We start from the raw sequence: 23,645 nt of genomic DNA, 5'->3' as shown, positions 1-23,645 counted from the left end.
GCCTTGCGGTCACCGTAGCGAAGGCTTGAGCACGCGTCATCCGGGACGGAAGTGCAAGACGCCCGCGCGGGCATCCGCGGCTCATGAAAAAACTTGCCCGCCGGAACAGCGGGATTTGAAGGCGCCGCGGCGCGCCGCCGCCCGCGCGCCGCCCGCACCCGCGGTCCGGACGGTGCCGCGCGACGGTCCCGATCCGCTTTATCAGTGCTGGTATAATGTCCACCTGAACTGTTCTTCGCGGGATTGGCCGCTGTTCAGGCGCGAGAGAGCAAGTCGAAACAATGACTTAGAGGTGCATGTGCTCGCCGGACGGCCCGGGGTAGCTCGGGTGCGCGGCGGTGGAGTCGGGCAAGGTCTCGGGGCCGGGGCGACCGAGGCCGGCGCCGAATAATACTTGGTCTGCCGGAAAGCCGATTTTGAATACGTGGCTGCGCGCCCTGTGCTCGCGCTTTTTTCATGTCGGAAACCGTCGGCTTTCGACTTTCGGCCCACTTGGACGCCTCCGGCATCGCCGGTATAGCGCGATGGAGAACCGCGGCCGTGAGAAACACGCGGGACGAGAGGAGAGCGAGATGGCGGCGAGCGCTGCGATCAGTCCGACGGGCGGGGAGGTCAAGGACCTCTACGAGATGGGTGAGATCCCGCCGCTGGGTCATGTGCCGGCCAAGATGTATGCCTGGGCGATCCGGCGCGAGCGGCACGGACCCCCGGAACAGTCCCACCAGCTCGAGGTGCTGCCGGTCTGGGAGATCGGCGACGACGAGGTGCTGGTCTACGTCATGGCGGCGGGCGTCAACTACAACGGCGTCTGGGCCGGCCTCGGCGAGCCGATCTCGCCCTTCGACGTCCATAAGGGCGAGTACCACATCGCGGGCTCCGACGCCTCCGGCATCGTCTGGAAGGTCGGCTCCAAGGTGAAGCGCTGGAAGGTCGGCGACGAGGTCATCGTCCACTGCAACCGCGACGACGGCGACGACGAGGAGTGCAACGGCGGCGACCCGATGTTCTCGCCCTCGCAGCGGATCTGGGGCTACGAGACCGGCGACGGCTCGTTCGCGCAGTTCTGCCGGGTGCAGTCCCGCCAGCTCATGGTCCGGCCGAAGCACCTCACCTGGGAGGAGGCCGCCTGCTACACGCTGACGCTCGCCACCGCCTACCGCATGCTGTTCGGCCACGCCCCGCACACGGTGAAGCCGGGCCAGAACGTGCTGATCTGGGGTGCCTCCGGCGGCCTCGGCGTGTTCGGCGTGCAGCTCTGCGCGGCCTCGGGCGCCAACGCCATCGCGGTGATCTCGGACGAGTCGAAGCGCGACTACGTGATGAGCCTCGGCGCCAAGGGCGTCATCAACCGCAAGGACTTCGACTGCTGGGGTCAGCTCCCCAAGGTCAACAGCACCGAGTTCCACGCCTGGACCAAGGAGGCGCGGAAGTTCGGCAAGGCGATCTGGGACATCACCGGCAAGCAGGACGTCGACATCGTGTTCGAGCATCCGGGCGAGGCGACCTTCCCGGTCTCGGCGCTGGTGGTGAAGCGCGGCGGCATGGTGGTGTTCTGCGCCGGCACGACCGGCTTCAACATCACCTTCGACGCCCGCTACGTCTGGATGCGGCAGAAGCGCATCCAGGGCTCGCACTTCGCCCACCTCAAGCAGGCCTCGTCGGCGAACCAGTTCGTGCTCGACCGGCGGATCGACCCGTGCATGAGCGAGGTCTTCCCCTGGGACAAGATCCCCCAGGCCCACACCAAGATGTGGAAGAACCAGCACCCGCCGGGTAACATGGCCTGCCTCGTCAACTCCCCGCGCGCCGGCCTGCGCACGGTCGAGGACGTGATCGAGGCCGGTCCGCTGAAGCGGTAAGGCGCTCCGTCGGGCCGGTTCCCGCTCTCGCGCGGGGACGGCCCGATCGGCTAGGCTCGCGGCGTCCCGCGCCGACTCGGCGACCGATTCGGTGTGCCGGGGCGCTGATGACGGGCCCACGCGATCCTCACAGGACCCGGCCCCGATCCGGACAGGGGGCACGGTTTTGAGCGGCGACGACGAGGCTTACGTCTACGACGAGGCGACGGGCGAGTGGCTCCCGCCCGGATCCGCGGCCGCGCCCGCCGAGGCGAGAGCCGTCCGCGACGCGGCCGGCAACGTCCTGGCCGACGGCGATTCGGTCACGCTGATCAAGGACCTCAAGGTCAAGGGCGCGAACCAGACCCTGAAGCAGGGTACGGTCATCCGGTCGATCCGGCTCACGGACGATCCGGAGGAGATCGACTGCCGCCACGACACCATCAAGGGCCTCGTGCTGCGCACCGAGTTCGTGCGCAAGCGCTGAGGCCGATGCGGGGCGGCGCTTCCTTCGGCCGCCCGCGCTACCGCCGCCGCGTCTCGTCCTGCGGCAGGTGGCGGCCGTAGGCCTCCTGCTTCTCGGCGCGCTCCTGGATCAGGTCGGCGTAGGCCTGCCGCATCTCCGGTGAGACGCTGATGCTCTTGCCCTTGGCGGCCTTGCGCTTGGGCGCCTTCTTGAAGGTGTTGTTCGTGTCGCTCATGCCGGGCTCCGCGTCGAACCGTGGCGGCATCGCGTGGCCGGACGACCGATCCGGGATCCGGCCGCCGCCCATGGCCGGACATCGGCCCTGTAGCGCATCGCGGCGCCGGACGCACGGCTGCCGGGACCGGGCCGACACCGGCCCGGCACCGGATTGATCTGGCCTGTCGCGGCGGCCTCTGCCAGGATCGGGACGACGCGGGGCAGAAAGGGTCGGGGGCGGGCATGGATTCGGGTGACGCGTCGCGGTGTCGGAACCCGGATACCCTGCGCGGCCGCGCCCGGCGCGCGACGGCCCTCGCGATCCTGATCGCCCTCGGCACCGGGCCTGTCGGGGCCCAGGACCGGCCGGCGCCCGCCCGGGCCGCCCCCAGACCCGCGTCGGCGGCCGGCGCGCCGGCCGACCCCGTCTTCGAGGCGATGCGGGCGGGCTTCGAGGCCCTGCCGGAGGCCGACCGCAAGGCCGTCCAGGACGCCCTGGTCTGGACCGGCAACTTCAACGCCGTCGTGTCGGGGGCCTTCGGGCGCCGGACTCTCGAGGCGCTCACCGCCTACGGCGCCCGGACCGGCGGGGCCGACCCCCTCGATCCGCGCGGCCGGGCGGCGCTGCTGGCCGCCGGCGCGGCGGCGCGGAACGCGGCGCGCTTCCGCGTCGCGGTCGATCCCGGGACCGGCGCCGTGATGGGCGTGCCCGAGAGACTCCTGGCGAAACGGACCGCCCTCCCCTCCGGAACCCGCTGGCAGAGCCAGGACGGCCGCGTCACCCTCGAATCCCGCGCCTTCCCGCCAGGGAGCGAGAGCCTGGACGCGCTGTTCGAGAAGGCGACCGCGCCGCTCCCCGGCCGCAAGGTGACCTACAAGCTGCGGCGGCCGGACACCGTGGTGGTCACCGCCGAGACCGGGCCGGGACTGTCCTACATCCGCTACGCATCCGGACCGGAGGGCGTGCGGGGGTTCCTGCTCGGCTACGATCGCGCCCTGGCGCCGGAGGTCGACCGGCTCGTGATCGCCGTGGCAAACGCTTTCGTGCCGTTTCCCGATCCCGCCGCCGCGCCGGCCGCGCAGCTACCCCCGAGCCCGGGTCCGGCACCGGCGGCCCGCGTCGCCGCCCACCCGGCGCCCCAGCCGCAGGCCGCGCCGCTGAGGCCGGCGAGCCTCTCCCCCGCGCCGGCCGCGGGCGCGGGTCTCGCGGTGGCGCCGGGACGCGTGCTGACCGCCGCAGCCGTGCTGGAGGGCTGCGCCCAGCCCAGGATCGGCGCGGCATCGGCGCGGGTGCTCGCCACCGATCCCGCCGGCCTCGCCCTCCTCGATGTGCCCGGCGCCCCCGCCCCGCTCCGGCCCGCGCTCCGGACCGAGCCCGTCGGTGCCGAGGAGAGCGTGATCGCCCTGGCGCCGGGTGCGGACGGGGTCCAGGCCGCTCCCGGTGAGGCGCGGGGCGGCGACGTGATCGCGGCGCTCCAGCCGGGTTCCGGCGGCGCGCCGGTGCTGGACCGGTCGGGGGCCCTCGTCGGTCTCGTCGCCCGCTATCCCGCGGCGCCGCGCCGGGTCGCCGGGGTGGTGCCGCCGGCACGCCTGCCGGTCGTTTCGGCGCGGGCGATCTCCGCCTTCCTCGCCGCCCAGGGCATCGCCGCGGCGGCGCCGCACTCGGGTGGCGGGCCCGGCGGGGTCGCGCCCGCCGTGGTGGGGATCACCTGCCGCTGAGATGGGGGTCGCGCTGCGGATCCCCTGTCGCTCGCGCGGGATCCGCCGGCGTTCACGAGCCTGGGCGGACAAGTCGTCCGCCCAGGCGACGGGCCGCCGCTCAGAGCCGCCCGGTGACCAGGAGCACGATCAGCACGATGAGCAGGATGCCGCCCAGGCCGAAGCCGGGGCCGCGATACGCGCCGCCGCCGAGGAAGCCGCCGCCGCCGAAGGCCAGGATGATCAGGATGATGAGCAGGATGGTGACGAGGGACATCGGTCGCGTTCTCCGGACGGTCGCGCTGGTGCGAGCGTGACCGTTCAAACGCTGCGACATTCCGTTCCGTTCAACGCCAAGCCACGCTTTTGTGAGGAAAATTCCGGATGAGACCCCGGCCTCAGGCGTGCCAGTCCGGCAGAGCCTCCGCGGGCGCGTCGAGCCAGCCCGGAACCGGCAGGCCGCGCTCGGTGAGGAAGGCCGGGTTGAACAGCTTCGAGGCGTAGCGGGCCGCCCCGTCGCAGAGGATCGTCACGATCGTGTGACCGGGCCCGAGGTCCCGGGCCAGCCGGATCGCCCCGGCGACGTTGATGCCCGACGAGCCGCCCAGCGACAGCCCCTCCTCCCGCATCAGCTCGAAGACGATGTCGAGGGCCTCGCGGTCCGGGATCTGGAAGGCGCGGTCGGGGGTGAAGCCCTCGAGGTTCCGGGTGATCCGCCCCTGGCCGATCCCCTCGGTGATCGAGGAGCCCTCGGCCTTCAGGGTGCCGGTCGTGTAGTGGGCGTAGAGGGCCGAACCCTCCGGATCCGACAGCGCGATCCGCACCTGCGGATTGCGGGCGCGCAGGGCCTCGGCGGTGCCGGCCAGCGTGCCGCCGGTGCCGGCCGCGCAGACGAAGCCGTCGACCCGGCCTCCGGTCTGCGCCCAGATCTCCGGGCCGGTGCCGTCGACATGGGCCTGCCGATTGGCGACGTTGTCGAACTGGTCGGCGAAGAAGGCGCCCGCCGGCTCGGTGGCGGCGAGCTTCTCCGCGAGCCGCCGGGCCACGTGGACGTAGTTGTTCGGGTTGGCGAAGGGCACCGCCGGCACTTCCACCAGCCGGGCGCCCGCGAGCCGCAGGGTCTGCTTCTTCTCCTCGGACTGGGTGACCGGGATGACGATCAGCGTCCGGTAGCCGCGCACCGAGGCCACCAGGGCGAGGCCGATGCCGGTGTTGCCGGCAGTGCCCTCGACGATCGTGCCGCCCGGGCGGATCAGGCCCCGCGACTCCGCGTCCCGCACGATCGAGAGCGCCGCCCGGTCCTTCACCGACAGGCCGGGATTCAGGAACTCCGCTTTGCCGTAGATGGTGCAGCTGGTCTCCTCGGAGGCGCGGCGCAGGCGGATCAGCGGCGTCTGGCCGATGGCGGCCAGGACGTCGGAGGCGGGTTCGCGACTCGGTACGGTCATGGTCGGGAGCCTAGGGTGCCGCGCGGCCGCTGGCGAGCCTCACCCGAACACGTGCCCGCCGTTGATCCGCAGGCCGACCGGGTGCCCGGCCGGGTAGCGCACGCCGTCGAAATCCTCCACGGCGAGGACGCGCCCCTCGGCGTCGGCCACCTCGATCCGCTGGCGCCCCTGCGTCCGGTACGAGCTGCGCACGGTGCCCGACAGGTGCGCGGCCTCGGGCTCGGCGAGCTGCAGCTGCCAGGGCCGGACGTAGAGCTTGACCGGGCCGAACAGGCTGGCGGGCGCCACGACCGGCGTCTCCCGGCCCCGGACCAGCACCCGGCCGCCCTCGGCGATCGCCTCGACCTCGACGGAATCGCCCAGGAACTTCATCACGGTGGCGGAGGCCGGGTTCTCCTGCACCTCGTCGGGCGTGCCGACCTGCTCCAGGCGGCCGCGATCGAGCACGGCCACGCGGTCGGACAGCTCCAGCGCCTCGTCCTGGTCGTGGGTGACGAAGATCGTGGTCTGGCCGGTGCGGTCGTGGATCTCGCGCAGCCAGCGGCGCAGGTCCTTGCGGACCTGGGCGTCGAGCGCGCCGAAGGGCTCGTCCAGCAGGAGAACCCGCGGCTCGACCGCGAGGGCCCGGGCGAGCGCCACCCGCTGCCGCTGGCCGCCGGAGAGCTGCGACGGGTAGCGGTCGCCGAAGCCGGAGAGGCGGATCAGGTCGAGCAGGTCGCCGACCCGGCGCTTGATCTCGGCCTTGGCCGGCCGGTCGACGCGGCGCCGCGCGTTCAGCCCGTAGGCGATGTTGTCGGCCACGCTCATGTGCTTGAACAGGGCGTAGTGCTGGAACACGAAGCCCACGGCCCGCTCCTGCACCGGCAGGCCGGTGGCGTCGTCGCCGCCGAACAGGATCCGGCCCCGGTCCGGCGCGTCGAGCCCGGCGATGATCCGCAGCAGCGTCGTCTTGCCCGAGCCCGACGGGCCGAGGAGCCCGATCAGCTCGCCCGCCCGCACGTCCAGCGACAGGTCGTGCAGCACCGCCGCTGTGTCGAACGTCTTCGAGACGTTCTCGACCCGGATCGCCGTGGAGGGGCGATCAGTGTGCCCGGCCGTGCGCGAGCTCACCCGCGAAGCGCCATTCGAGGACGGATTTGAGGACGAGGGTGATGAGGGCAAGGACGGCGAGGAGCGAAGCGACGGCGAATGCGGCGACGAAGTTGTACTCATTGTAGAGGATCTCCACGTGGAGTGGGATGGTGTTGGTCAGGCCGCGGATGTGGCCCGACACCACCGACACCGCTCCGAATTCGCCCATCGCCCGGGCATTGCAGAGGAGCACGCTGTAGAGCAGGCCCCAGCGGATATTGGGCAGCGTCACCGTCCGGAACGCGTGCAGGCCCGAGGCGCCGAGCGTCAGCGCCGCCTCCTCCTCGGCGGTGCCCTGCTCCTGCATCAGCGGGATCAGCTCGCGGGCGACGAACGGGAAGGTCACGAACACCGTCGCCAGGACGATCCCCGGCAAGGCGAACAGGATCTGGATGCCGTGATCGACGAGCCAGGAGCCGAACAGGCCCTGGGACCCGAACAGCAGCACGTAGATCATCCCGGAGACCACCGGCGAGACCGAGAACGGCAGGTCGATCAGGGTGATCAGCAGCGACTTGCCAGGAAACTCGAACTTGGCGATCGCCCAGGAGGCGGCCAGCCCGAACACGACGTTGAACGGCACCGCGATCGCCGCCACGGTCAGCGTCAGGCGGATCGCGCTCCAGGCGTCGGGCTCCCGGAACGCGTCCAGGAAGGCCCCGAGCCCCTTCGAGAAGGCCTGGAGGAAGACCGCGAACAGCGGCAGCACCAGGAACAGCGCCAGGAACGCCACGGCGATCCCGATCAGGACCGCGCGGACGCCGACCCCTTCCGAGGCGACCGGGGCCGGCTTGGCGGCCGGCACGAAGGCGGGGGAGAAGATCTCAGACATAGCCGAACCGCCGCCGTGACCAGGCCTGGATGAGGTTGATGGCGAGCAGCGTCAGGAACGAGATCCCGAGCATGATCGTCGCGATGGCCGCCGCGCCGCCGTAGTCGAACTCGGAGAGCTTGATGACGATGAGCAGCGGCGCGATCTCCGACACGTAGGGCAGGTTGCCGGCGATGAAGATGATCGAGCCGTACTCGCCGACACCCCGGGCGAAGGCGAGCGCGAAGCCGGTGAGCACCGCTGGGATCAGCGGTGGCAGCACCACCCGGGTGAGGGTGACGAGGCGCGTCGCCCCGAGGGTGGCCGACGCCTCCTCGATCTCTTTGTCGATCTCGGCGATCAGCGGCTGCACGGTCCGCACCGCGAAGGGCAGGCCGATGAACACCATGGCGATGAAGATGCCGACCGGCGTGTAGGCCGCCTGGATGCCGAGGCGCGCGAGCGGCGCGCCGAGCAGACCGTCCGGCGCGTAGAGCGAGGCGAGCGCGATGCCGGCGACCGCGGTGGGCAGGGCGAAGGGCAGGTCGACGGCGGCGTCGACCAGCTTGCGGCCCGGGAAGCGGTAGCGCGTCAGCACCCAGGCCACCAGGAAGCCGAAGGCCGAGGCGACGAGCGCCGCGATGGCCGAGACGCCGAAGCTGATCCGCAGGGCGCTGGCGACCCGCGGATCGGTGGCGACCTCCCAAATGCCCGACAGGCCGAGCCCCGAGGCCTTCACCACCAGTCCGGCCAGCGGCAGCAGGACGATCAGGCCGAGGCAGGTCAGCGTGTAGCCGAAGCTGATCCCGAAGCCCGGGATCACGCTCGGCCGTCGGAACGTCCGACGGGGACGGGGCGTCTGGACCATGATCTGAAGCCTCAGCGGCCGGCCCGGCTCAGACGGTCGAACAGGCCGCCGGCGTCGAAGTTCCGCTTCTGGATCTCGTCCCAGGATCCCTGGAGGTCCTCGATCTTGAACAGCTTGATCTCGGGCAGCTGGGCGAGGTCCGCCGGGGCGGCCGCCTCCCGCCGGATCGGCCGGTAATGGTGCTTGGCGAAGATCGCCTGGGCGCGGTCGCCGTAGAGGAAGTCGAGATAGGCCTGGGCCGCCTTGGTGGTGCCCTTCCGCTCGGCATTGACCGCCACCAGGGCCACAGGCGGCTCGGCGTAGATCGAGGTCGGCGGCGAGACGATGTCGAACTTGTCGGCGCCGAATTCCTGGAGCACGAGGTAGGCCTCGTTCTCCCAGGTCGGCAGGACGTCGCCGAGGCCGCGCTGCGCGAAGGTCACCGTCGAGCCGCGGGCGCCGGTGTCGAGCACCGGCACGTTCTTGTAGACCTGCCCGACGAAGGCGTCGGCCTTCGCGGCGTCCTTGTCCTTCCCGTAGGCGTAGCCCCAGGCGGCGAGGAAGTTCCAGCGCCCGCCGGCCGAGGTCTTCGGATTCGGGGTGATCACCTTCACGTCGGGCTTGACCAGGTCGTCCCAGTCCTTGACGCCCTTCGGGTTGCCCTTCCGGACCAGGAACACCACCGTCGAGGTGTAGGGCGTCCCCTGGTTCGGCAGCTTGCTGCGCCAATCCTCCGGGATCTTGCGGGTGAGCTTGGCGATCGCGTCGATGTCGGACGGGATGCCGAGGGTGACCACGTCGGCGTCCACCCCGTCGATCACCGTGCGCGCCTGCGCGCCCGAGCCGCCGTGCGAGGCCCGCACCGTGATGGCCTCGCCAGTCTTGGCCTTCCACTCTTCCGCGAAGGCGGCGTTGATCTCGCGGTAGAGCTCGCGGGTCGGATCGTACGAGACGTTGAGGAGCGCGGTCTCGGCCGCGGCCGGCAGCGCGCAGGTCAGCAGGCCGGCTCCGGCCAGAAGGGTCAGCCCGATCGCCCGAGCCATCCGGCCCAGACCTGAAGCGTTCGTCATCACGTCCGATCCCCAGCCATCCGCGGTTGCGACGCAGGGGACAGGCGTCCCCGGGAGGCGCGAAATCGTTCTTTTTACCGAACGAAGTCAAGTCTCGGGTGTGGACCCGCGTGATGCCGTAACGTGATCAGGATCGACGATCGTGCCGGAAATGCAAGATAACTCAGGGCGGTAGACGATCAGAACGCATGGATCTTCTCTGTGGCGTCGCCGATGGAGAAGATTTCGTGCGCGGAATCGGGTTTCTCAGAACGAACGATCTTAAGTGCTCTAGCGCACATCGGGCGGCATTCCGCGGGCCGGCGAGAGCCGTCGGCGGTTCGCGCCGCACGCGGTTGCCCGCAAGACGGCGATCCTCCGCTCCCCTGCCGGCGGCGGTCCGGGTCAGCGCTTCGGCTTGTCGAGCCGGGCGATCAGGGCCTCCAGCCGCTTGTCGACCGGGGCCGCCAGCGTCTCGCTGAAGAGCGCGCGCAGGTTCTGGCCGAGATGGCGCCGGATGTCGGAGCTCAGCGGCGGCGCGTCGACCGACCGCTCGGTCTCGCAGGGGCGTTCGGGATGCGGCTTCGACATGACCGGAAAATCCTCGCACCTGTGGACACGTACGGTTGCAAGGTTTGGTTAAGGAGCCGTCACCGCCGCGGCCGCGCTGCCGCCGCGCGATCCCGGTGCCCCGTGCCGGGTCGGTGTCGCAGGCCGGAACTGCCGCCGCAAAGGCTACGTTGCCCGGGCATTCCCCGCTCTTCATCCCCCGCTGCCATTCTCCCCGCATTCCCCCTGCTGCCAGGAGGCGCCCCGTGTCCCGCTCGATTCCCCTGATGATGTCGGTGCTCCTCGGTCTCGCGACGGCGGCGTCGCCCTGTCTCGCGCAGACGAAACCGGGCGAGATCAAGGGCGTCGACGCAATGGGCGACAAGTCCCGCAGCGCGCAGGACGGCTGGAGCCAGGCCCCGGTGCCGCGGGAGCAGTCGGCCGCCAAGGACGCGCCGGACCCGGGCGGCAACTCGATCAAGGAGAATGCCGACCGTCCCGTGCCGCCGGCCCAGCCCGGCGGCACCTCCGCCACCGAGCCGCAGGCGCCCCTGGAGCACCGCACGGCCGGCCCGTCAGGCGCCAATCCGGCCAATCCCAGCAAGTAAAAAAACCGTTCTCATGCAGGATGATGCCGGTGCGACAAACGTGTTGCTTCGGCTGAGACACGGCAACTTGCTGTGTCACGCAACCGCACTTGCCTCGCGCACGCTTTTTTGGGACAGCTTGGAATTATACCAGATCGCTTTTACGGAGCGGAGATGACGGTCCAGGTCTCAAGGCGTGGCCTGCTCAAGGGGGCCGGCGCCGGCCTCGCTGGCGGCTCGCTGGGCGCGCTCGGATTCGGCGGACTCGAGCCCGCCATGGCCGCCGCGGTGCGGCCGTTCAAGCTCGCGCAGATGCGCGAGACCCGCAACACGTGCCCGTACTGCTCGGTCGCGTGCGGCGTCATCCTCTACAGCCTCGGCGACCGTTCGAAGAACGCGCGCTCCTCGGTCATGCACATCGAGGGCGATCCGGATCATCCGGTCAACCGCGGCACGCTCTGCCCGAAGGGCTCGGCGCTGCTCGACTTCGTGCACGCCGAGACCCGCACCAAGTACCCGCTCCATCGGGCCCCGGGTTCCTCCGAGTTCAAGCGCGTGTCCTGGGACTTCGCCCTCGACCGCATCGCGCAGCTCATGAAGGAGGACCGGGACAAGAACTTCGTGGCCAAGAACGGCGACCTCACGGTCAACCGGTGGACCACGATGGGCTTCCTCGGGGCCTCGGCCACCACCAACGAGACGGCGTGGCTGACCTACAAGACAGTCCGAAGCATGGGGGCCCTGGTCTTCGATAATCAGGCCAGAGTTTGACACGGTCCGTCGGTCGCCAGTTTGGCGCCCTCCTTCGGACGCGGTGCGATGACCAACCTCTGGATGGACATCAAGCACGCGGACGTGATCACCGTGATGGGCGGCAATGCCGCCGAGGCCCACCCCTGCGGCTTCAAGTGGGTCGTGGAGGCGAAAGCCCATAACAATGCCAAGCTGATCGTCGTCGATCCGCGCTTCACCCGCACGGCGTCGGTGGCCGATCTCTACTGCCCGATCCGGCAGGGGACCGACATCGCCTTCCTGTCGGGGGTGGCCAAGTACCTGTTCGACAACGACAAGCTGCAGCACCGCTACGTCTCCGCCTACACCAACGCCGGGTACGTGGTCCGCGAGGGCTACGACTTCAGCGAGGGGCTGTTCACGGGCTACGACGCGGACAAGCGCGACTACGACAAGACCACCTGGGACTACGAGATCGGCCCCGACGGCTACGCCGTGGTCGACGAGACGATGCAGCATCCGCGCTGCGTGATGCAGCTCCTCAAGAAGCATCTCGCGATCTACACGCCCGAGATGGTGGAAAAAATCTGCGGCTCGCCCAAGGAGACCTTCCTGAAGGTCTGCGAGCTGATGGCGACGACGGCTTCCCCCGAGAAGTCGATGGCCTCGCTCTACGCGCTCGGCTGGACCCATCACTCCAAGGGCTCGCAGAACATCCGCTCGATGTGCATCGTGCAGACGCTGCTCGGGAACATCGGCGTGCTCGGCGGCGGCATGCAGGCCCTGCGCGGTCACTCCAACATCCAGGGGCTGACCGATATCGGGCTGATGTCGAACCTCATCCCCGGATACCTGAACATCCCGGTGGAGAAGGAGCCCGACTACGCGAGCTACATCGCCAAGCGGCAGTTCAAGCCGCTGCGTCCTGGGCAGACGAGCTACTGGCAGAACTACAACAAGTTCTTCGTCTCGTTCCAGAAGGCGATGTGGGGCGACAAGGCCACCAAGGAGAACGACTGGGCGTACGATTACCTGCCCAAGCTCGACGTGCCGACCTACGACGTGCTGCGCGGGTTCGAGCTCGCCAAGCAGGGCAAGATGACCGGCTACGTCATCCAGGGCTTCAACCCCCTGCTGTCGTTCCCCAATCGCGCCAAGATGACGGAAGCCTTCTCCAAGATGAAGTTCATCGTGGTGATGGATCCGCTCAAGACCGAGACGGCCCGGTTCTGGGAGAATCACGGCGAGTACAACGACGTCGATCCGACCAAGATCCAGACTGAGGTGTTCGAGCTTCCGACCACCCTGTTCGTGGAGGAGGAAGGCTCGCTGTCGAACTCCAGCCGGTGGCTGCAGTGGCACTGGCAGGCGCAGGAGGCGCCGGGCGAGTGCCGCTCCGACATCGAGATCATGTCGGAGATCTTCCTCCGCATGAAGGCGGCCTACAAGAAGGATGGCGGGGCCTTCCCGGACCCGATCGTCAATCTGAAGTGGGATTACGCGATCGCCGAGGCGCCGACGCCGACCGAGCTCGCCCGCGAGCTCAACGGCTACACGCTGGCGCCGACGCCGGACCTCAACGGGACGATCATCCCGGCGGGCAAGCAGGTCGACGGCTTCGCCCAGCTCAAGGACGACGGGACGACCGCCTGCGGCTGCTGGATCTACTCGGGCTGCTACACCGAGAAGGGCAACATGATGGCCCGCCGGGACAACACCGACCCCGGTGACCGCGGCATCGCGCCGAACTGGGCCTTCGCGTGGCCGGCCAACCGGCGCGTGCTCTACAACCGCGCCTCGTGCGACCCCGAGGGTCGCCCGTGGTCGGAGAAGAAGAAGCTCATCGAGTGGAACGGCAAGCAGTGGATCGGCTTCGACGTGCCGGATTACGGCGTCACCGTCGCCCCCGATAAGGGCGTCGGCCCGTTCATCCTGAACCAGGAGGGCGTCGCCCGCCTGTGGACCCGCGGCCTCATGCGCGACGGGCCGTTCCCGACGCACTACGAGCCCTTCGAGTCCCCGGTGGCCAACCTCGCCTTCCCGAAGATCAAGGGCGCGCCCGCGTCCCGCATCTTCAAGGACGACCTCGCCGACCTCGGCGACGCGAAGGAGTTCCCCTACGCGGCGACGAGCTACCGCCTGACCGAGCACTTCCACGGCTGGACCAAGCACGCCCGGATCAACGCGATCCTCCAGCCGGAGGCCTTCGTGGAGATCTCGGAGGAGCTCGCCAAGGAGAAGGGCATCGCCAAGGGCGGCTGGGTCCGCGTCTGGTCGAAGCGCGGCTCCCTGAAGGCCAAGGCGGTGGTGACGAAGCGGATCAAGCCGCTGATCTGCGACGGCAAGCCCGTCCACGTCGTCGGCATCCCGCAGCACTGGGGCTTCATGGGCCACACCAAGAAAGGATGGCACCCGAACTCGCTGACGCCCGTCGTCGGCGACGCGAACACCGAGACGCCGGAGTTCAAGGCTTGGCTCGTGAACATCGAGCCGACCACGCCTCCGTCGGACGCGGTCGCGTAAGGGGGAGCGGCAGACATGGCTGACTACAGCTCCCTCGACATCCGCCAGCGCTCCGCCTCCACGGAGACGCCGCCGGAGATCCGCCGTCAGGTGGAGGTCGCCAAGCTCATCGACGTGTCGAAGTGCATCGGCTGCAAGGCCTGCCAGTCGGCGTGCGAGGAGTGGAACGACCTGCGCGACGACATCGGTGTCAACACGGGCACCTACCAGAACCCCCACGACCTCACGCCGAAGTCGTGGACCCTGATGCGGTTCACCGAGTACGAGAACCCGGAGACCAACAACCTCGAATGGCTGATCCGCAAGGACGGCTGCATGCACTGCACCGAGCCGGGCTGCCTGAAGGCCTGCCCGTCTCCCGGCGCGATCGTGCAGTACTCCAACGGCATCGTCGACTTCATCGAGGAGAACTGCATCGGCTGCGGCTACTGCGTGAAGGGCTGCCCCTTCAACATCCCGCGCATCAGCCAGACCGACCACAAGGCGTACAAGTGCACCCTGTGCTCGGACAGAGTGGCGGTGGGTCAGGCCCCGGCCTGCGCCAAGGCCTGCCCGACCGGCTCGATCATGTTCGGCACCAAGCAGGCCATGATCGATCAGGCCCACGACCGGGTCGAGGACCTGAAGTCGCGTGGCTTCGCGCATGCCGGCCTCTACGACCCGGCCGGCGTCGGCGGCACGCACGTCATGTACGTGCTGCACCACGCCGACCAGCCGAACCTCTACGCGGGCCTGCCGAACGACCCGAAGATCTCGCCGCTGGTCGCCTTCTGGAAGGGCGGCGCCAAGGTGTTCGGTCTCGCCGCGATGGGCTTCGCGGCGGTGGCGGGCTTCTTCCACTACGTCACGGCCGGCCCCAACGAGGTCGTGCCCGAGGAGGAGGAAGAGGCGGTCGAGTACGACGAGGCCAAGCGCCGGGAGAATGGCGGCGAGGCCCGGCCGCACTGAGACGCGACGGTCTCCCTCCCCCGCGGGGGAGGGAGCGCCGCGCCGAACGGTTTCGGTAGGGCGGAGACGGCTCGGGCGCCAGACCCGATTTCGAGTTTCACGGCCCGCCCGCCGCGACGGGCGGCCCCGTCAGGCGAGTGAAGGCCGATGACGATCCAGAACGATGTCCGGGACGGCGATTCCCGCCCCCTCCACCACGCCAAGTCCGAGGCGCCGGAGGTGATGTACGTCCCGCGCTACACCGGAGTGCAGCGCGTGAACCACTGGATCACCGCGATCCTGTTCACGCTGCTGACCCTCTCGGGGCTGGCGATGTTCACGCCCTACCTGTTCTCGCTGACCGGCCTGTTCGGCGGCGGGCAGGCGACCCGGGCGGTCCACCCGTGGTTCGGCGTGGCGCTGGCGATCAGCTTCCTCTTCCTGTTCGTGCGCTTCTGGCGGCTCAACATCCCCAACAAGGACGATGTCGAGTGGTCGAAGAAGATCGGCGACGTGGTCACCAACCGCGAGGACCGGCTGCCGGAGCTCGGCAAGTACAATGCCGGCCAGAAGGGCGTGTTCTGGGGCCAGACCGCGCTGATCGGCGTGATGTTCGTGACCGGCCTCGTGATCTGGAACACCTATTTCGGCGGCCTCACCTCGATCGAGACCCAGCGCTGGGCGCTGCTCGCGCACTCGCTGGCCGCCGTCATCGCCATCGCGATCATCGTGGTGCACGTCTACGCCGGCATCTGGGTGCGCGGCACCGGCCGGGCGATGGTCCGCGGCACGGTCACGGGCGGCTGGGCCTACCGGCATCACCGCAAGTGGTTCCGTCAGATGGCCGGCGGCCCGGCGCGCCGCGGCTCGGTGGACAAGCGCGGATCCTGATCGCGTGGCCAACTTCTTCAGGCGGAAACCCGCGGCTCCGGCCGCGGACAAGACCCCGAAACCCGCCGAGGCCCCGAAGCCCCGACGCCGGGATTTCAGCGAGCTCAAGCCCGATCCCGACAAGATCGGGATCTCGGGCTCGGTCCCGTTCGTGCGCCTGCCCGATCCCGCGACGCTGTTCGCCGACCGGGCCGCGCGCCTGGCGGAGGCCGCGCCAGGGCACCCGCTGGAGGCCTATCTCCGGTTCGTCGGTGAGGTCGCCCGCGCCCAGGCGGCGATCCAGGCACGGTTTCCGGCCCCGCCGGCGCCGGATCCCGCCGATCAGGCGCTGCGGAGCGAGCACGGCATGCCGCCGCTGTCGCGGCACAGCCTCGAGGCCGACCAGGATTTCGACGCGTGCCTCCTGGCGCTGCTCGACGCGCTGGATCTCGCGACCGCGCCCGAGGCCTCGGCCGCGGCGCGGGATGCCCTGCGGGCCGCCGCGCCGGAGGAGCGCCGCGATCTCGCCGTGCAGGTTTTCGAGGGCGCGCTGCCGGTCGACCGGATCGCTGAATGCCTGTTCGTCTCAGCCGCGTTGCAGGTGCGCTTCGCCGAGCGGGCCGCGCGCCTCGACACGCGGACGCTGAAGCCCGTCGCGGACGGCGTCTGCCCGTGCTGCGGCGGCGCGCCGGTGGCGAGCGTCATCGTCTCCTGGACCCCGGCCGACAAGGCCCGGTATCTCAGCTGCTCGGTCTGCGGCACGTACTGGAACCACGTCCGGATCCGCTGCACCGCCTGCGGCGACGGCGAGAGTGTCAGCTATTACGGGCTCGATGAGGTCTCGAAGGACGTCCAGGTCGAGACCTGCACGACCTGCCACAGCTACATCAAGCACCTCCACCAGCACCGAGCGCCGGCCCTCGACCCGGTGGCGGACGACATCGCGTCCTACGGGCTCGACCTGAAGATCGCCGAGGACGGGTTCCGGCGCGCCGGACTGAACCTGCTGTTCGTGATCTAGCGCGGGATGCGCCCATCCCGACCGACGGCCTCGTCCCGAGGTGGCCGTGTCGGGGGGCCTCGAGGGCGAGTTCCAGAGAGCGCGCGGCGCCTGGAGGCCGCCTTCGAGACCTCCGCCGCGCTCCGCACCGCGGGATGAGGGGCCGGGTCGGACGCGCCTGCAGGATCGACAGCGCGATCCTGCAGGCGCGGCGGGAAAGGAAAGCCCCGCGCTCAGCGGTAGCCGTAGCGGCTCTTGGCGGCGGCGAGCAGGTGCAGGGCTTCGCCCGACTTGCCGGCCGAGCACTCCGCGGCGGCGTGGGCGAGGTCGGCGCTGAAGCGGTCGCCCACCGGCTTGTTGAGGTTGCCGGTGGCCACGTCGCTGTCGACGATCGCCTTCGTGCGGGCGATCTCCGGGCCGCAACCGCTGCCCGTGGGCAGGGCCAGGGGCGCCGGCACGATCGGCGAGGGCTCGGTGACCGCGGGCGTGGCGCGCTGCTGGCAGGCGCCCAGCGCCGCGACGGCGAGGGCGACGAGGCTGAGGCGCATCGGGAGGCGGGACGCGGGCACGGCGATCATCCTGTTGGGGCGCGAGGGGCCGCGCCGCCGAGGTTCTGAGCCGAGCTTGGCGGTGGGTCAATCGCCCCGGCGACATGCCGAAGGGGCGCGAAGCGCGGGACGCGGTTCGCCGCGAACGTGCGATTCCGCTGTTGCCTGAGGGACTTGGTGCGCGCCGCCGGCATCCGGCGTCGGCGGCGCGCTCCGAATCGTGACGGGCTTACTTCGCCTTGTCGGCGAGCGCCTTCAGGCCGGAATCGTAGATGCCCTGGATCGCGTCGGTGGCGACCGTGTCCGGCGCGCCCTTGGCGTTGAAGGTTCCGCTCCAGGTCACCTTCGAGCCGGAGCCGGCGGGGGCGACCGAGAGGGTCGACTTGTAGTCCGAGACCGGCAGCGGGCTCTCCAAGATCGTGTAGGTGTAGCTCATCACCTTGTCGTCGCGGGAGACCTGCTCCTCCTTGATGGTGCCGCCGCCCTTGAGGCTGAGGGTGCGGACCTTCATGCCGTCCTTGTCCGACAGGACGCACTTCTCGATGGCGGGGTGCCAGTCGCCGATGCCGCAGAACTCGCCGATGGTCTGCCAGACCTTGGCCGGCGGCGCGGCGATGTCGGCCGAGCGCGTCACCTCGAGGGCGTAGCCCGGCACGGTGGCCGCGGCGAGCGCCAGGGCGGCGAGGGGAAGGGACCGGCAGAAAGCGAAGGGCATCTCGGGGTGTCTCCGTCCGTCTCAGGTCGCGGCAGGGGCCGCGCAGGCTCTGATGGCCGCGCAGGAGCTAGGCCGGGAGGGGGCGCTCGGCAATGGGCGGGCGCTGCGGCGCATGACTTTCGCGCTCAGACGACGCGGCCGGTGATCGTCTGCGCGCAGGGGCTGTCGTGCCGCCGATCGGCTGATACTCGGGGCCTGGGCCGCGATCAGGCCTACCAGCCGTCCGTCTCGTCGGCGTCGGCCGGGTAGCCGTAGACCGTCGCGGGCGCATAGGCGGGCCGGGCCGCCGGGCGGTAATAGGCCGGCACCGACCGGCGCCCCATCTGATCGCTGTTCGCCAGCAGGTCGTCCGGCTCGTAGGGGCTGCGGTTCCGGGCGAGCCGGGTGCCGCGCCGCCCGCGGTCCGCCATCGGGACATCCGCCCCCTCGATCACCACCCGCGTCCGGCCCATGCCCTGGCTCTTCACGAGGTTGAACAGGGTCGCGGCGTTGCGCACCGACAGGCGCACGCAGCCGTGCGAGGCCGCGCGCCCGAGGCTCCGGACGTGGTTGGTGCCGTGGATGGCGTGGCCCTGGGTCGTGAAGAACATCGCGAAGGGCATGGGCGCGTCGTCCCACTCCTTCGAGAAGTGCGTGCGCTCCATCCGGAACGGGCGGTAGGCGCCGGACGGGGTGTCGTAGCTCGCGACGCCGGTCGAGACCGGCCAGGAATAGCGCGGCTGGCCGTCGACGGAGACCTCCATGCGCTGGGTGGTCTTGTCGACGTTGACGAGCACGTCCGCGCTGGCCGTCGCGGGGATCCCCGCGCACAGGAGCAGCCCGGACAGGACGGAGATCAGACCGATACGCATGAGCGACTCCGACTCGAGACGCGCCTCGAGAAACCGCGACGGTTTGCCGTCACGCTAAACCGTCGGCAACACCGAGGTTCCGGTCCGCGGCAACCCTGCGTAGTCACGCTTTGCTGAGCACCCTCACAGCACCATCACAGCACCCTGGCGGCGCCCTCACGGTGCAGCCGCGGCCATGCCGGAGATCCGGCGGATCGCGGCCTCGGCCTCCTCGGCGATGCGCTGGACGAGGTCGCCGGCGCCCGGCAGGTCGTCGATCAGCCCCACAGCCTCGCCGACCGTGACGTTGGCGACGTCGTAGTCGCCCGCCGCGTCGGCATCCTCCACGTCCCGGCGCCGCTCGGCCGAGACCGCGCGCAGCGCGTCCTCGCGGCCGTGCCACGTCTCGATGAAGGTGTTGCGCAGGAGTCGCCCGGTATAGGGCGCCGGCCAGGCCCGCTGGCGGGCGATGTCGTAGACCTGCGTGCGGATCGTGTCGTCGCCGGTGGCGGCGAGGACCCGCTGCTTCGCGGCCGGGTGGATCAGCGCCTCCCGGCTGGCCCAGAACCGCGTCCCCATCAGGACACCGTCAGCCCCCAGCGCCAGGGCGGCGGCGAGGCCGCGCCCGTCCGCGATGCCGCCCGCCGCGAGGAGCAGCGTCTCGGGGCGCTCGCGGGCGATCAGGTCGGCGACTGCCGGCACGAACGCCGCGGTGCCGCGGGCGGTGAGGCCGTGGCCGCCGGCCTCCGTCCCCTGCGCCACCACCGCGGCCGCGCCGACCTCCAGGGCACGCCTCGCATGCGCCAGGGTGTGCACCTGGCAGATCAGCGGCACGCCGGCGGCGCGGATCCGGTCCGCGAAGGGCGCGGGATCCGCGAAGGAGAGCATCAGGGCCGCGGGCGACCGGGCGAGCGCCGCGTCGAGGAGCGACGGGTCCCGGGCCATGGACCACGTGATGAAGCCGCAGCCGACCCGCTGATTGCCCGCGCGGGCGAATTCCCGGTCGAGCGTCGCGTGGTCGCCGTAGCCGCCGCCGATCAGGCCGAGGCCGCCGGCGGCGCTCACCGCCGCCGCGAGGGCGCCCCCCGAGGCCGGGTCCATGGGGGCCAGCACGATCGGGTGCCGCAGCCCGAAGGCGTCGGTGAGTCTGGTCCTCAAGGCCATGGGTCCCCTCTCCGGGAAGCGTCTCGATTGCGCGCGCCGCCCGCCAGGGCTTAACGCTCGCGCGGTGGCGGAAAAAATGATTCCTTCTGAAGGAAGGCATCGGAAAAGCAGATGACATGAACAGCACCGACCTGATGTTCTTCGCGGCGGTGGCCGAGACCGGCGGCATCGGGCGGGCGGCGGCGCGGCTCAACACTGTCCAGTCCAACGTCACCGGCCGGATCCGCGCCCTGGAGCAGGCCCTGCGCGTGCCGCTGTTCCACCGCGGCAGCCGCGGTGTGACGCTGACCCGGGCGGGTGAGCGGCTCCTGCCCTACGCGCTCCAGGTCGCACAGCTGCTCGCGGAGGCGCGCCACGCCCTGCTGGCCGAGGGCGAGCCGCGCGGACCCCTGCGGATCGGCGCCATGGAGACGACCGCGGCCCTGCGACTGCCCGGCCCGCTCGCCGACTTCGCCGCGCGCCACCCGGACGTCGACATCGAGCTGGAGACCGGCCCGACCGAGCACCTGATCGCCCGGGTCCTCGACCGGAGCCTGGAGGGGGCCTTCGTGGCCGGTCCGGTCGCGCAGGCCGACCTCGTCGGGCTCCCGGTCTTCACGGAGGAGCTGGTGCTGGTGGCGCACCCGGCCGTCGGCGACCTCGCGGCGCTGCTCGACCGGCTGGCCCGGGCGCGCGACGCGAAGGTGCTCGTGTTCCGGGCCGGCTGCTCGTACCGGAGGCGCCTGGAGGCGTTCCTAGCCCGCCAGGGCCTCGTGCATGTGCGACGCATGGAATTCGGGACCCTCGACGGCATCCTCGGCTGCGTGGCGGCCGGCCTGGGCGTGACCCTGGTTCCGCGGGCCGTGGCAGAGCCGGCGCACCGCGCGGGCCGGGTCTCGGTTCACCCGGTGCCCGACGGGGACGGGCACGTCTCGACGCTGCTGGTCCACCGCGCCGACGACCGGCCGAGCGCGGCCTTCGCGCGGTTCGCCGAGCAGGTGCGGACGGCGCTCCCGGATGTGACCTAGGATCCCGGTTCCGGCACGCGCCATGCTCTCGGCAACCGCCGGTTGACAGCGGCCCGGGCCCGGGCGCTTCCTCCCGGCCGCAGACGGTTCGGAGTTTCCATGGCCCTCGACCCCACCCTCGCCGCCGAGATCGAAGCCTCCGTGGCGGAGGGCTTCGCCGATCAGGTCGCCCACACGCAGGCGCTGGTCCGGTTCGCGTCCCTGCGCGGGGAGGAGCATGCCTGCCAGGATTACGTCTTCGACCAGTTCCGTGCCCGCGGCTACGCCACCGAGCGCTTCGCCATGGACCGGGCCGCCATCGCGGCCCATCCGGGCGGCTCGAAGATCGACGCGGCGCACCATTCGGACGCGCCGATCGTGGTCTGCCACCACAGGCCGGGTACCGAGACCGGGCGCTCGCTGATCCTGCAGGCCCATGTCGACGTCGTGCCGCCGGGGCCCCTCGACCTCTGGACCCACCGGCCCTTCGATCCGGTGATCCAGGGCGACTGGATGTACGGCCGCGGCGCCGGCGACATGAAGGCCGGGCACGCCGCCAACCTGTTCGCCCTCGACGCCCTGGCGCGCCTCGGCCTGCAGCCGGCGGCCTCCGTGACGGTGCAGTCGGTGGTCGAGGAGGAATCCACCGGCAACGGCGCCCTGATGACCCATCTGCGCGGCTACCGCGCCGACGCCGTGCTGATCCCCGAGCCCGAGGACGAGAAGCTCGTGCGCGCCAATACCGGCGTGCTCTGGTTCACGGTGGAAGTGCGGGGCGTCCCGGTCCACGTCCGCGAGATGGGCGCGGGCGCCAACGCCATCGACGCCACCTACCGGGTGATCGGGGCGCTGCGGGAGGTCGAGGCCCGCTGGAACGCCGAGAAGGCCGCGCACCCGCATTTCGAGACCGAGGACCACCCGATCAACCTCAACATCGGCAAGATCGAGGGTGGCGACTGGGCCTCCTCGGTCCCGGCCTGGTGCCGGATCCACTGCCGGGTGGCGCTCTACCCGGGCGTTGCCGCCGCGCAGGCCGCCGCCGAGATCGAGGCCGCGGTGGCCAGCTTCTCCCGCACCGACCCGTTCCTGGCCAACAGCCCGCCGCGGGTGGTGTTCAACGGCTTCTTCGCTGAGGGTTACGTGCTGGAGGAAGGCTCGGAGGCCGAGGCCGTGCTCGGCCGCGCCCACGAGCGGGCGATCGGGTCGCCGCTCCAGAGCTTCATGACGGCGGGCTACCTCGATACCCGGGTGCATGCCCTCTACGACCGGGTGCCGGCCCTCTGCTACGGCCCGACCTCCCAGAACATCCACGGCTTCGACGAGCGCGTGAGCCTCGCCTCGGTGAAGCGGATCACGACCACCATGGCGCTGTTCGTGGCCGAGTGGTGCGGGACGGAGCGGAAGGCGGGGTGAGCCGCCGTCCTTGCGAGCGCAGCGAAGCAATCCAGGGTCGCGCCGCCCTGGGTCGCGTCGCTTCGCTCGCGATGACGGCGGTGCTCGCCGTCAGGGGATCAGCCGGTCCGCGCGGAGCTGGGCGAACAGGTCGTAGAACGCGTCGTCGGTCGGCTGGTAGGTCGTGAAGCCGAGGCGGCGGCTCTTGCTCATGTCGGTGACGACCTCGATCGGCCGGCCGAGATCGGCATCCGTGTGCCAGGGAGAGGCCAGCTTGGTGAGATCCGGCTCGGCGAGGCCGTAACGGGCCGCGATCTCGGCCCAGGCCGGGCCGTCCTGCGCCATCCGGGGCTCCAGCGGCCGGTGCGTGCCGTCGAACGGCACCGCCTCGATCCCGAACCACGCGGCGATCCGGCCCCACATCCAGCTCCAGCGGAAGACGTCGCCGTTCACGACGTTGAACGCCTCGTTGGCGGCCTTCGGCTCGGTCGAGGCCCAGAGAAGCTGGCGGGCGAGCAGCCGCGCGTCGGTCATGTCGGTGAGGCCGTTCCACTGCGCGGCCGAGCCCGGGAAGATGAAGGGCCGCCCCAACTCCCGGCACAGGGTGGCGTAGCAGGCGAGCGTCGTGCCCATGTTCATGGCGTTGCCCACCGCCTTGCCGATGATCGTGTGCGGGCGGTGCACGCTCCAGGTGAAGCCGTCGCGCGCGGCGGCCGCGAACACGGCGTCCTCCTGGGCGTAGTAGAAATTCTCGATGTCGAGGCGGCCCTGGTCCTCGCGGAACGGCGTCTGCGGCAGGGTGCCTTTGCCGTAGGCCTCGAACGGGCCGAGATAGTGCTTCAGCCCGGTCACCAGGGCGACGTGGCGGACGCTCTTCTTGGGGCGGAGCGCGTCGAGCAGGTTCTCCACCATCGCCCGGTTGACGCGGATCATCTCCGCCTCGGTCGGACGCCGCTGCCAGGTCGCCAGGAACACGTGGCTCGGGGCGAGGTCGGAGAGCGCCTCCTCCAGGGAGGCCGGATCCTGCAGGTCGCCCGCCACCGGCGCGACGCCGTCCTGCTGCACCGGATGGCGCGCGAGGCCCGCGACCCGCCAGCCCTCTCGATGGAGCAGCGCCGCCGTGGCGCTGCCGACGATCCCGCTGGCGCCGACGATCAGGGCGGTGTTCGACATGGAAACCCTCGTGCCCGGCCCAAATCCGGGTCCGGGGCAGATGGGCAGGGGCGGTGTCGCGACAACCCCGCCGCGCGGCGGGGACGCCTGTGCGGCGCGCAAGGGTTGTGTGATCGCGAGCCCCACGTCATCGCGAGCGTAGCGA

General features: G+C 70.7%; 23 protein-coding genes. 10 read left to right on the top strand and 13 right to left on the bottom strand.

Translation table 11 applies throughout. The features are described from left to right. The first annotated feature begins 572 nt into the window (after nucleotides 1–572). Nucleotides 573–1,859: a crotonyl-CoA carboxylase/reductase gene (ccrA, locus tag H288_RS0109940; RefSeq protein ID WP_020092439.1), complete on the top strand. Its 1,287-nt coding sequence runs from the start codon at nucleotides 573–575 to the stop codon at nucleotides 1,857–1,859. Nucleotides 1,860–2,025: 166 nt separating this feature from the next. Continuing rightward, on the top strand, nucleotides 2,026–2,325 hold the full coding sequence (locus H288_RS0109935) for an alkylphosphonate utilization protein (RefSeq protein WP_020092438.1): 300 nt from the start codon (nucleotides 2,026–2,028) through the stop codon (nucleotides 2,323–2,325). 37 nt (nucleotides 2,326–2,362) lie between these two features. On the opposite strand, the gene H288_RS35610 is transcribed toward H288_RS0109935, so the two are convergent. Then, nucleotides 2,363–2,539 carry a hypothetical protein gene (locus H288_RS35610; RefSeq protein ID WP_012318104.1) on the bottom strand — a complete coding sequence of 59 codons (177 nt, stop codon included), beginning with the start codon at nucleotides 2,537–2,539 and terminating at the stop codon, nucleotides 2,363–2,365. Between the two features lie 224 nt (nucleotides 2,540–2,763). Here H288_RS35610 and H288_RS0109925 point away from each other — a divergent pair, with 224 nt between their 5' ends. Then, on the top strand, nucleotides 2,764–4,239 hold the full coding sequence (locus H288_RS0109925; protein WP_020092436.1) for a serine protease: 1,476 nt from the start codon (nucleotides 2,764–2,766) through the stop codon (nucleotides 4,237–4,239). A gap of 100 nt (nucleotides 4,240–4,339) precedes the next feature. On the opposite strand, the gene H288_RS34755 is transcribed toward H288_RS0109925, so the two are convergent. From H288_RS34755 to H288_RS0109890, 7 genes are all read right to left on the bottom strand, one after another. Continuing rightward, a complete protein-coding gene (locus H288_RS34755) occupies nucleotides 4,340–4,495 on the bottom strand; it encodes a hypothetical protein (protein ID WP_007563230.1) in 156 nt (51 codons plus the stop codon). 121 nt (nucleotides 4,496–4,616) lie between these two features. Continuing rightward, nucleotides 4,617–5,666, bottom strand: coding sequence for a cysteine synthase A (locus H288_RS0109915; protein WP_020092435.1), 1,050 nt, complete (start codon nucleotides 5,664–5,666; stop codon nucleotides 4,617–4,619). Between the two features lie 39 nt (nucleotides 5,667–5,705). Beyond that, nucleotides 5,706–6,731: a sulfate/molybdate ABC transporter ATP-binding protein gene (locus H288_RS0109910; RefSeq protein WP_026604806.1), complete on the bottom strand. Its 1,026-nt coding sequence runs from the start codon at nucleotides 6,729–6,731 to the stop codon at nucleotides 5,706–5,708. A 16-nt stretch (nucleotides 6,732–6,747) separates the two neighbouring features. Continuing rightward, nucleotides 6,748–7,629, bottom strand: coding sequence for a sulfate ABC transporter permease subunit CysW (cysW, locus tag H288_RS0109905; RefSeq protein ID WP_020092433.1), 882 nt, complete (start codon nucleotides 7,627–7,629; stop codon nucleotides 6,748–6,750). Continuing rightward, the gene (gene cysT, locus H288_RS0109900) at nucleotides 7,622–8,476 is read right to left on the bottom strand and encodes a sulfate ABC transporter permease subunit CysT (protein WP_012318099.1); all 855 of its coding nucleotides are present in this window, start codon (nucleotides 8,474–8,476) and stop codon (nucleotides 7,622–7,624) included. The genes cysW and cysT overlap by 8 nt, the downstream gene beginning before the upstream one ends. Before the next feature lie 11 nt (nucleotides 8,477–8,487). Beyond that, on the bottom strand, nucleotides 8,488–9,498 hold the full coding sequence (locus H288_RS0109895) for a sulfate ABC transporter substrate-binding protein (RefSeq protein ID WP_020092431.1): 1,011 nt from the start codon (nucleotides 9,496–9,498) through the stop codon (nucleotides 8,488–8,490). A 411-nt stretch (nucleotides 9,499–9,909) separates the two neighbouring features. After that, a complete protein-coding gene (locus H288_RS0109890) occupies nucleotides 9,910–10,095 on the bottom strand; it encodes a hypothetical protein (protein ID WP_020092430.1) in 186 nt (61 codons plus the stop codon). A gap of 224 nt (nucleotides 10,096–10,319) precedes the next feature. On the opposite strand from H288_RS0109890, the gene H288_RS0109885 reads away from it, so the two are divergent. From H288_RS0109885 to fdhE, 5 genes are all read left to right on the top strand, one after another. Further along, complete coding sequence (locus H288_RS0109885) at nucleotides 10,320–10,661, top strand: hypothetical protein (RefSeq protein WP_020092429.1); 342 nt, start codon at nucleotides 10,320–10,322, stop codon at nucleotides 10,659–10,661. Nucleotides 10,662–10,814: 153 nt separating this feature from the next. After that, on the top strand, nucleotides 10,815–13,895 hold the full coding sequence (gene fdnG, locus H288_RS0109875; RefSeq protein ID WP_081636462.1) for a formate dehydrogenase-N subunit alpha: 3,081 nt from the start codon (nucleotides 10,815–10,817) through the stop codon (nucleotides 13,893–13,895). 15 nt (nucleotides 13,896–13,910) lie between these two features. Next, nucleotides 13,911–14,843 (top strand): formate dehydrogenase subunit beta, encoded by a 933-nt coding sequence (gene fdxH, locus H288_RS0109870; protein ID WP_020092426.1) that lies wholly within the window; start codon nucleotides 13,911–13,913, stop codon nucleotides 14,841–14,843. A 147-nt stretch (nucleotides 14,844–14,990) separates the two neighbouring features. After that, nucleotides 14,991–15,713 carry a formate dehydrogenase subunit gamma gene (locus tag H288_RS0109865; RefSeq protein WP_020092425.1) on the top strand — a complete coding sequence of 241 codons (723 nt, stop codon included), beginning with the start codon at nucleotides 14,991–14,993 and terminating at the stop codon, nucleotides 15,711–15,713. Between the two features lie 4 nt (nucleotides 15,714–15,717). Further along, entirely contained in the window at nucleotides 15,718–16,713 is a 996-nt protein-coding gene (gene fdhE / locus H288_RS0109860; protein ID WP_020092424.1) for a formate dehydrogenase accessory protein FdhE, read from the top strand. A gap of 212 nt (nucleotides 16,714–16,925) precedes the next feature. Here the strand turns inward: fdhE and H288_RS0109855 are convergent, their stop codons facing one another. The 4 genes from H288_RS0109855 to H288_RS0109840 form a co-directional block, all read right to left on the bottom strand. Continuing rightward, nucleotides 16,926–17,270 (bottom strand): hypothetical protein, encoded by a 345-nt coding sequence (locus tag H288_RS0109855; protein WP_020092423.1) that lies wholly within the window; start codon nucleotides 17,268–17,270, stop codon nucleotides 16,926–16,928. A 199-nt stretch (nucleotides 17,271–17,469) separates the two neighbouring features. Next, entirely contained in the window at nucleotides 17,470–17,955 is a 486-nt protein-coding gene (locus H288_RS0109850) for an SRPBCC family protein (protein WP_020092422.1), read from the bottom strand. A 212-nt stretch (nucleotides 17,956–18,167) separates the two neighbouring features. Next, on the bottom strand, nucleotides 18,168–18,806 hold the full coding sequence (locus H288_RS32250) for a L,D-transpeptidase (protein WP_020092421.1): 639 nt from the start codon (nucleotides 18,804–18,806) through the stop codon (nucleotides 18,168–18,170). Between the two features lie 156 nt (nucleotides 18,807–18,962). Then, nucleotides 18,963–19,949, bottom strand: coding sequence for a nitronate monooxygenase (locus tag H288_RS0109840; RefSeq protein WP_020092420.1), 987 nt, complete (start codon nucleotides 19,947–19,949; stop codon nucleotides 18,963–18,965). Between the two features lie 116 nt (nucleotides 19,950–20,065). Here H288_RS0109840 and H288_RS0109835 point away from each other — a divergent pair, with 116 nt between their 5' ends. Both H288_RS0109835 and H288_RS0109830 read left to right on the top strand, forming a co-directional pair. After that, a complete protein-coding gene (locus H288_RS0109835; RefSeq protein WP_020092419.1) occupies nucleotides 20,066–20,956 on the top strand; it encodes a LysR family transcriptional regulator in 891 nt (296 codons plus the stop codon). Nucleotides 20,957–21,055: 99 nt separating this feature from the next. Next, nucleotides 21,056–22,348, top strand: coding sequence for an ArgE/DapE family deacylase (locus tag H288_RS0109830; RefSeq protein ID WP_020092418.1), 1,293 nt, complete (start codon nucleotides 21,056–21,058; stop codon nucleotides 22,346–22,348). Nucleotides 22,349–22,438: 90 nt separating this feature from the next. On the opposite strand, the gene H288_RS0109825 is transcribed toward H288_RS0109830, so the two are convergent. After that, a complete protein-coding gene (locus tag H288_RS0109825; protein WP_020092417.1) occupies nucleotides 22,439–23,500 on the bottom strand; it encodes an SDR family oxidoreductase in 1,062 nt (353 codons plus the stop codon). Between the last annotated feature and the right edge of the window lie 145 nt (nucleotides 23,501–23,645).

Origin of the sequence: Methylobacterium sp. 285MFTsu5.1, from assembly GCF_000383455.1 — a bacterium.
Lineage (GTDB): Bacteria > Pseudomonadota > Alphaproteobacteria > Rhizobiales > Beijerinckiaceae > Methylobacterium.
Note: the sequence above shows the minus strand (reverse complement) of the source record. Positions and strands in the feature narration are given on the sequence as shown.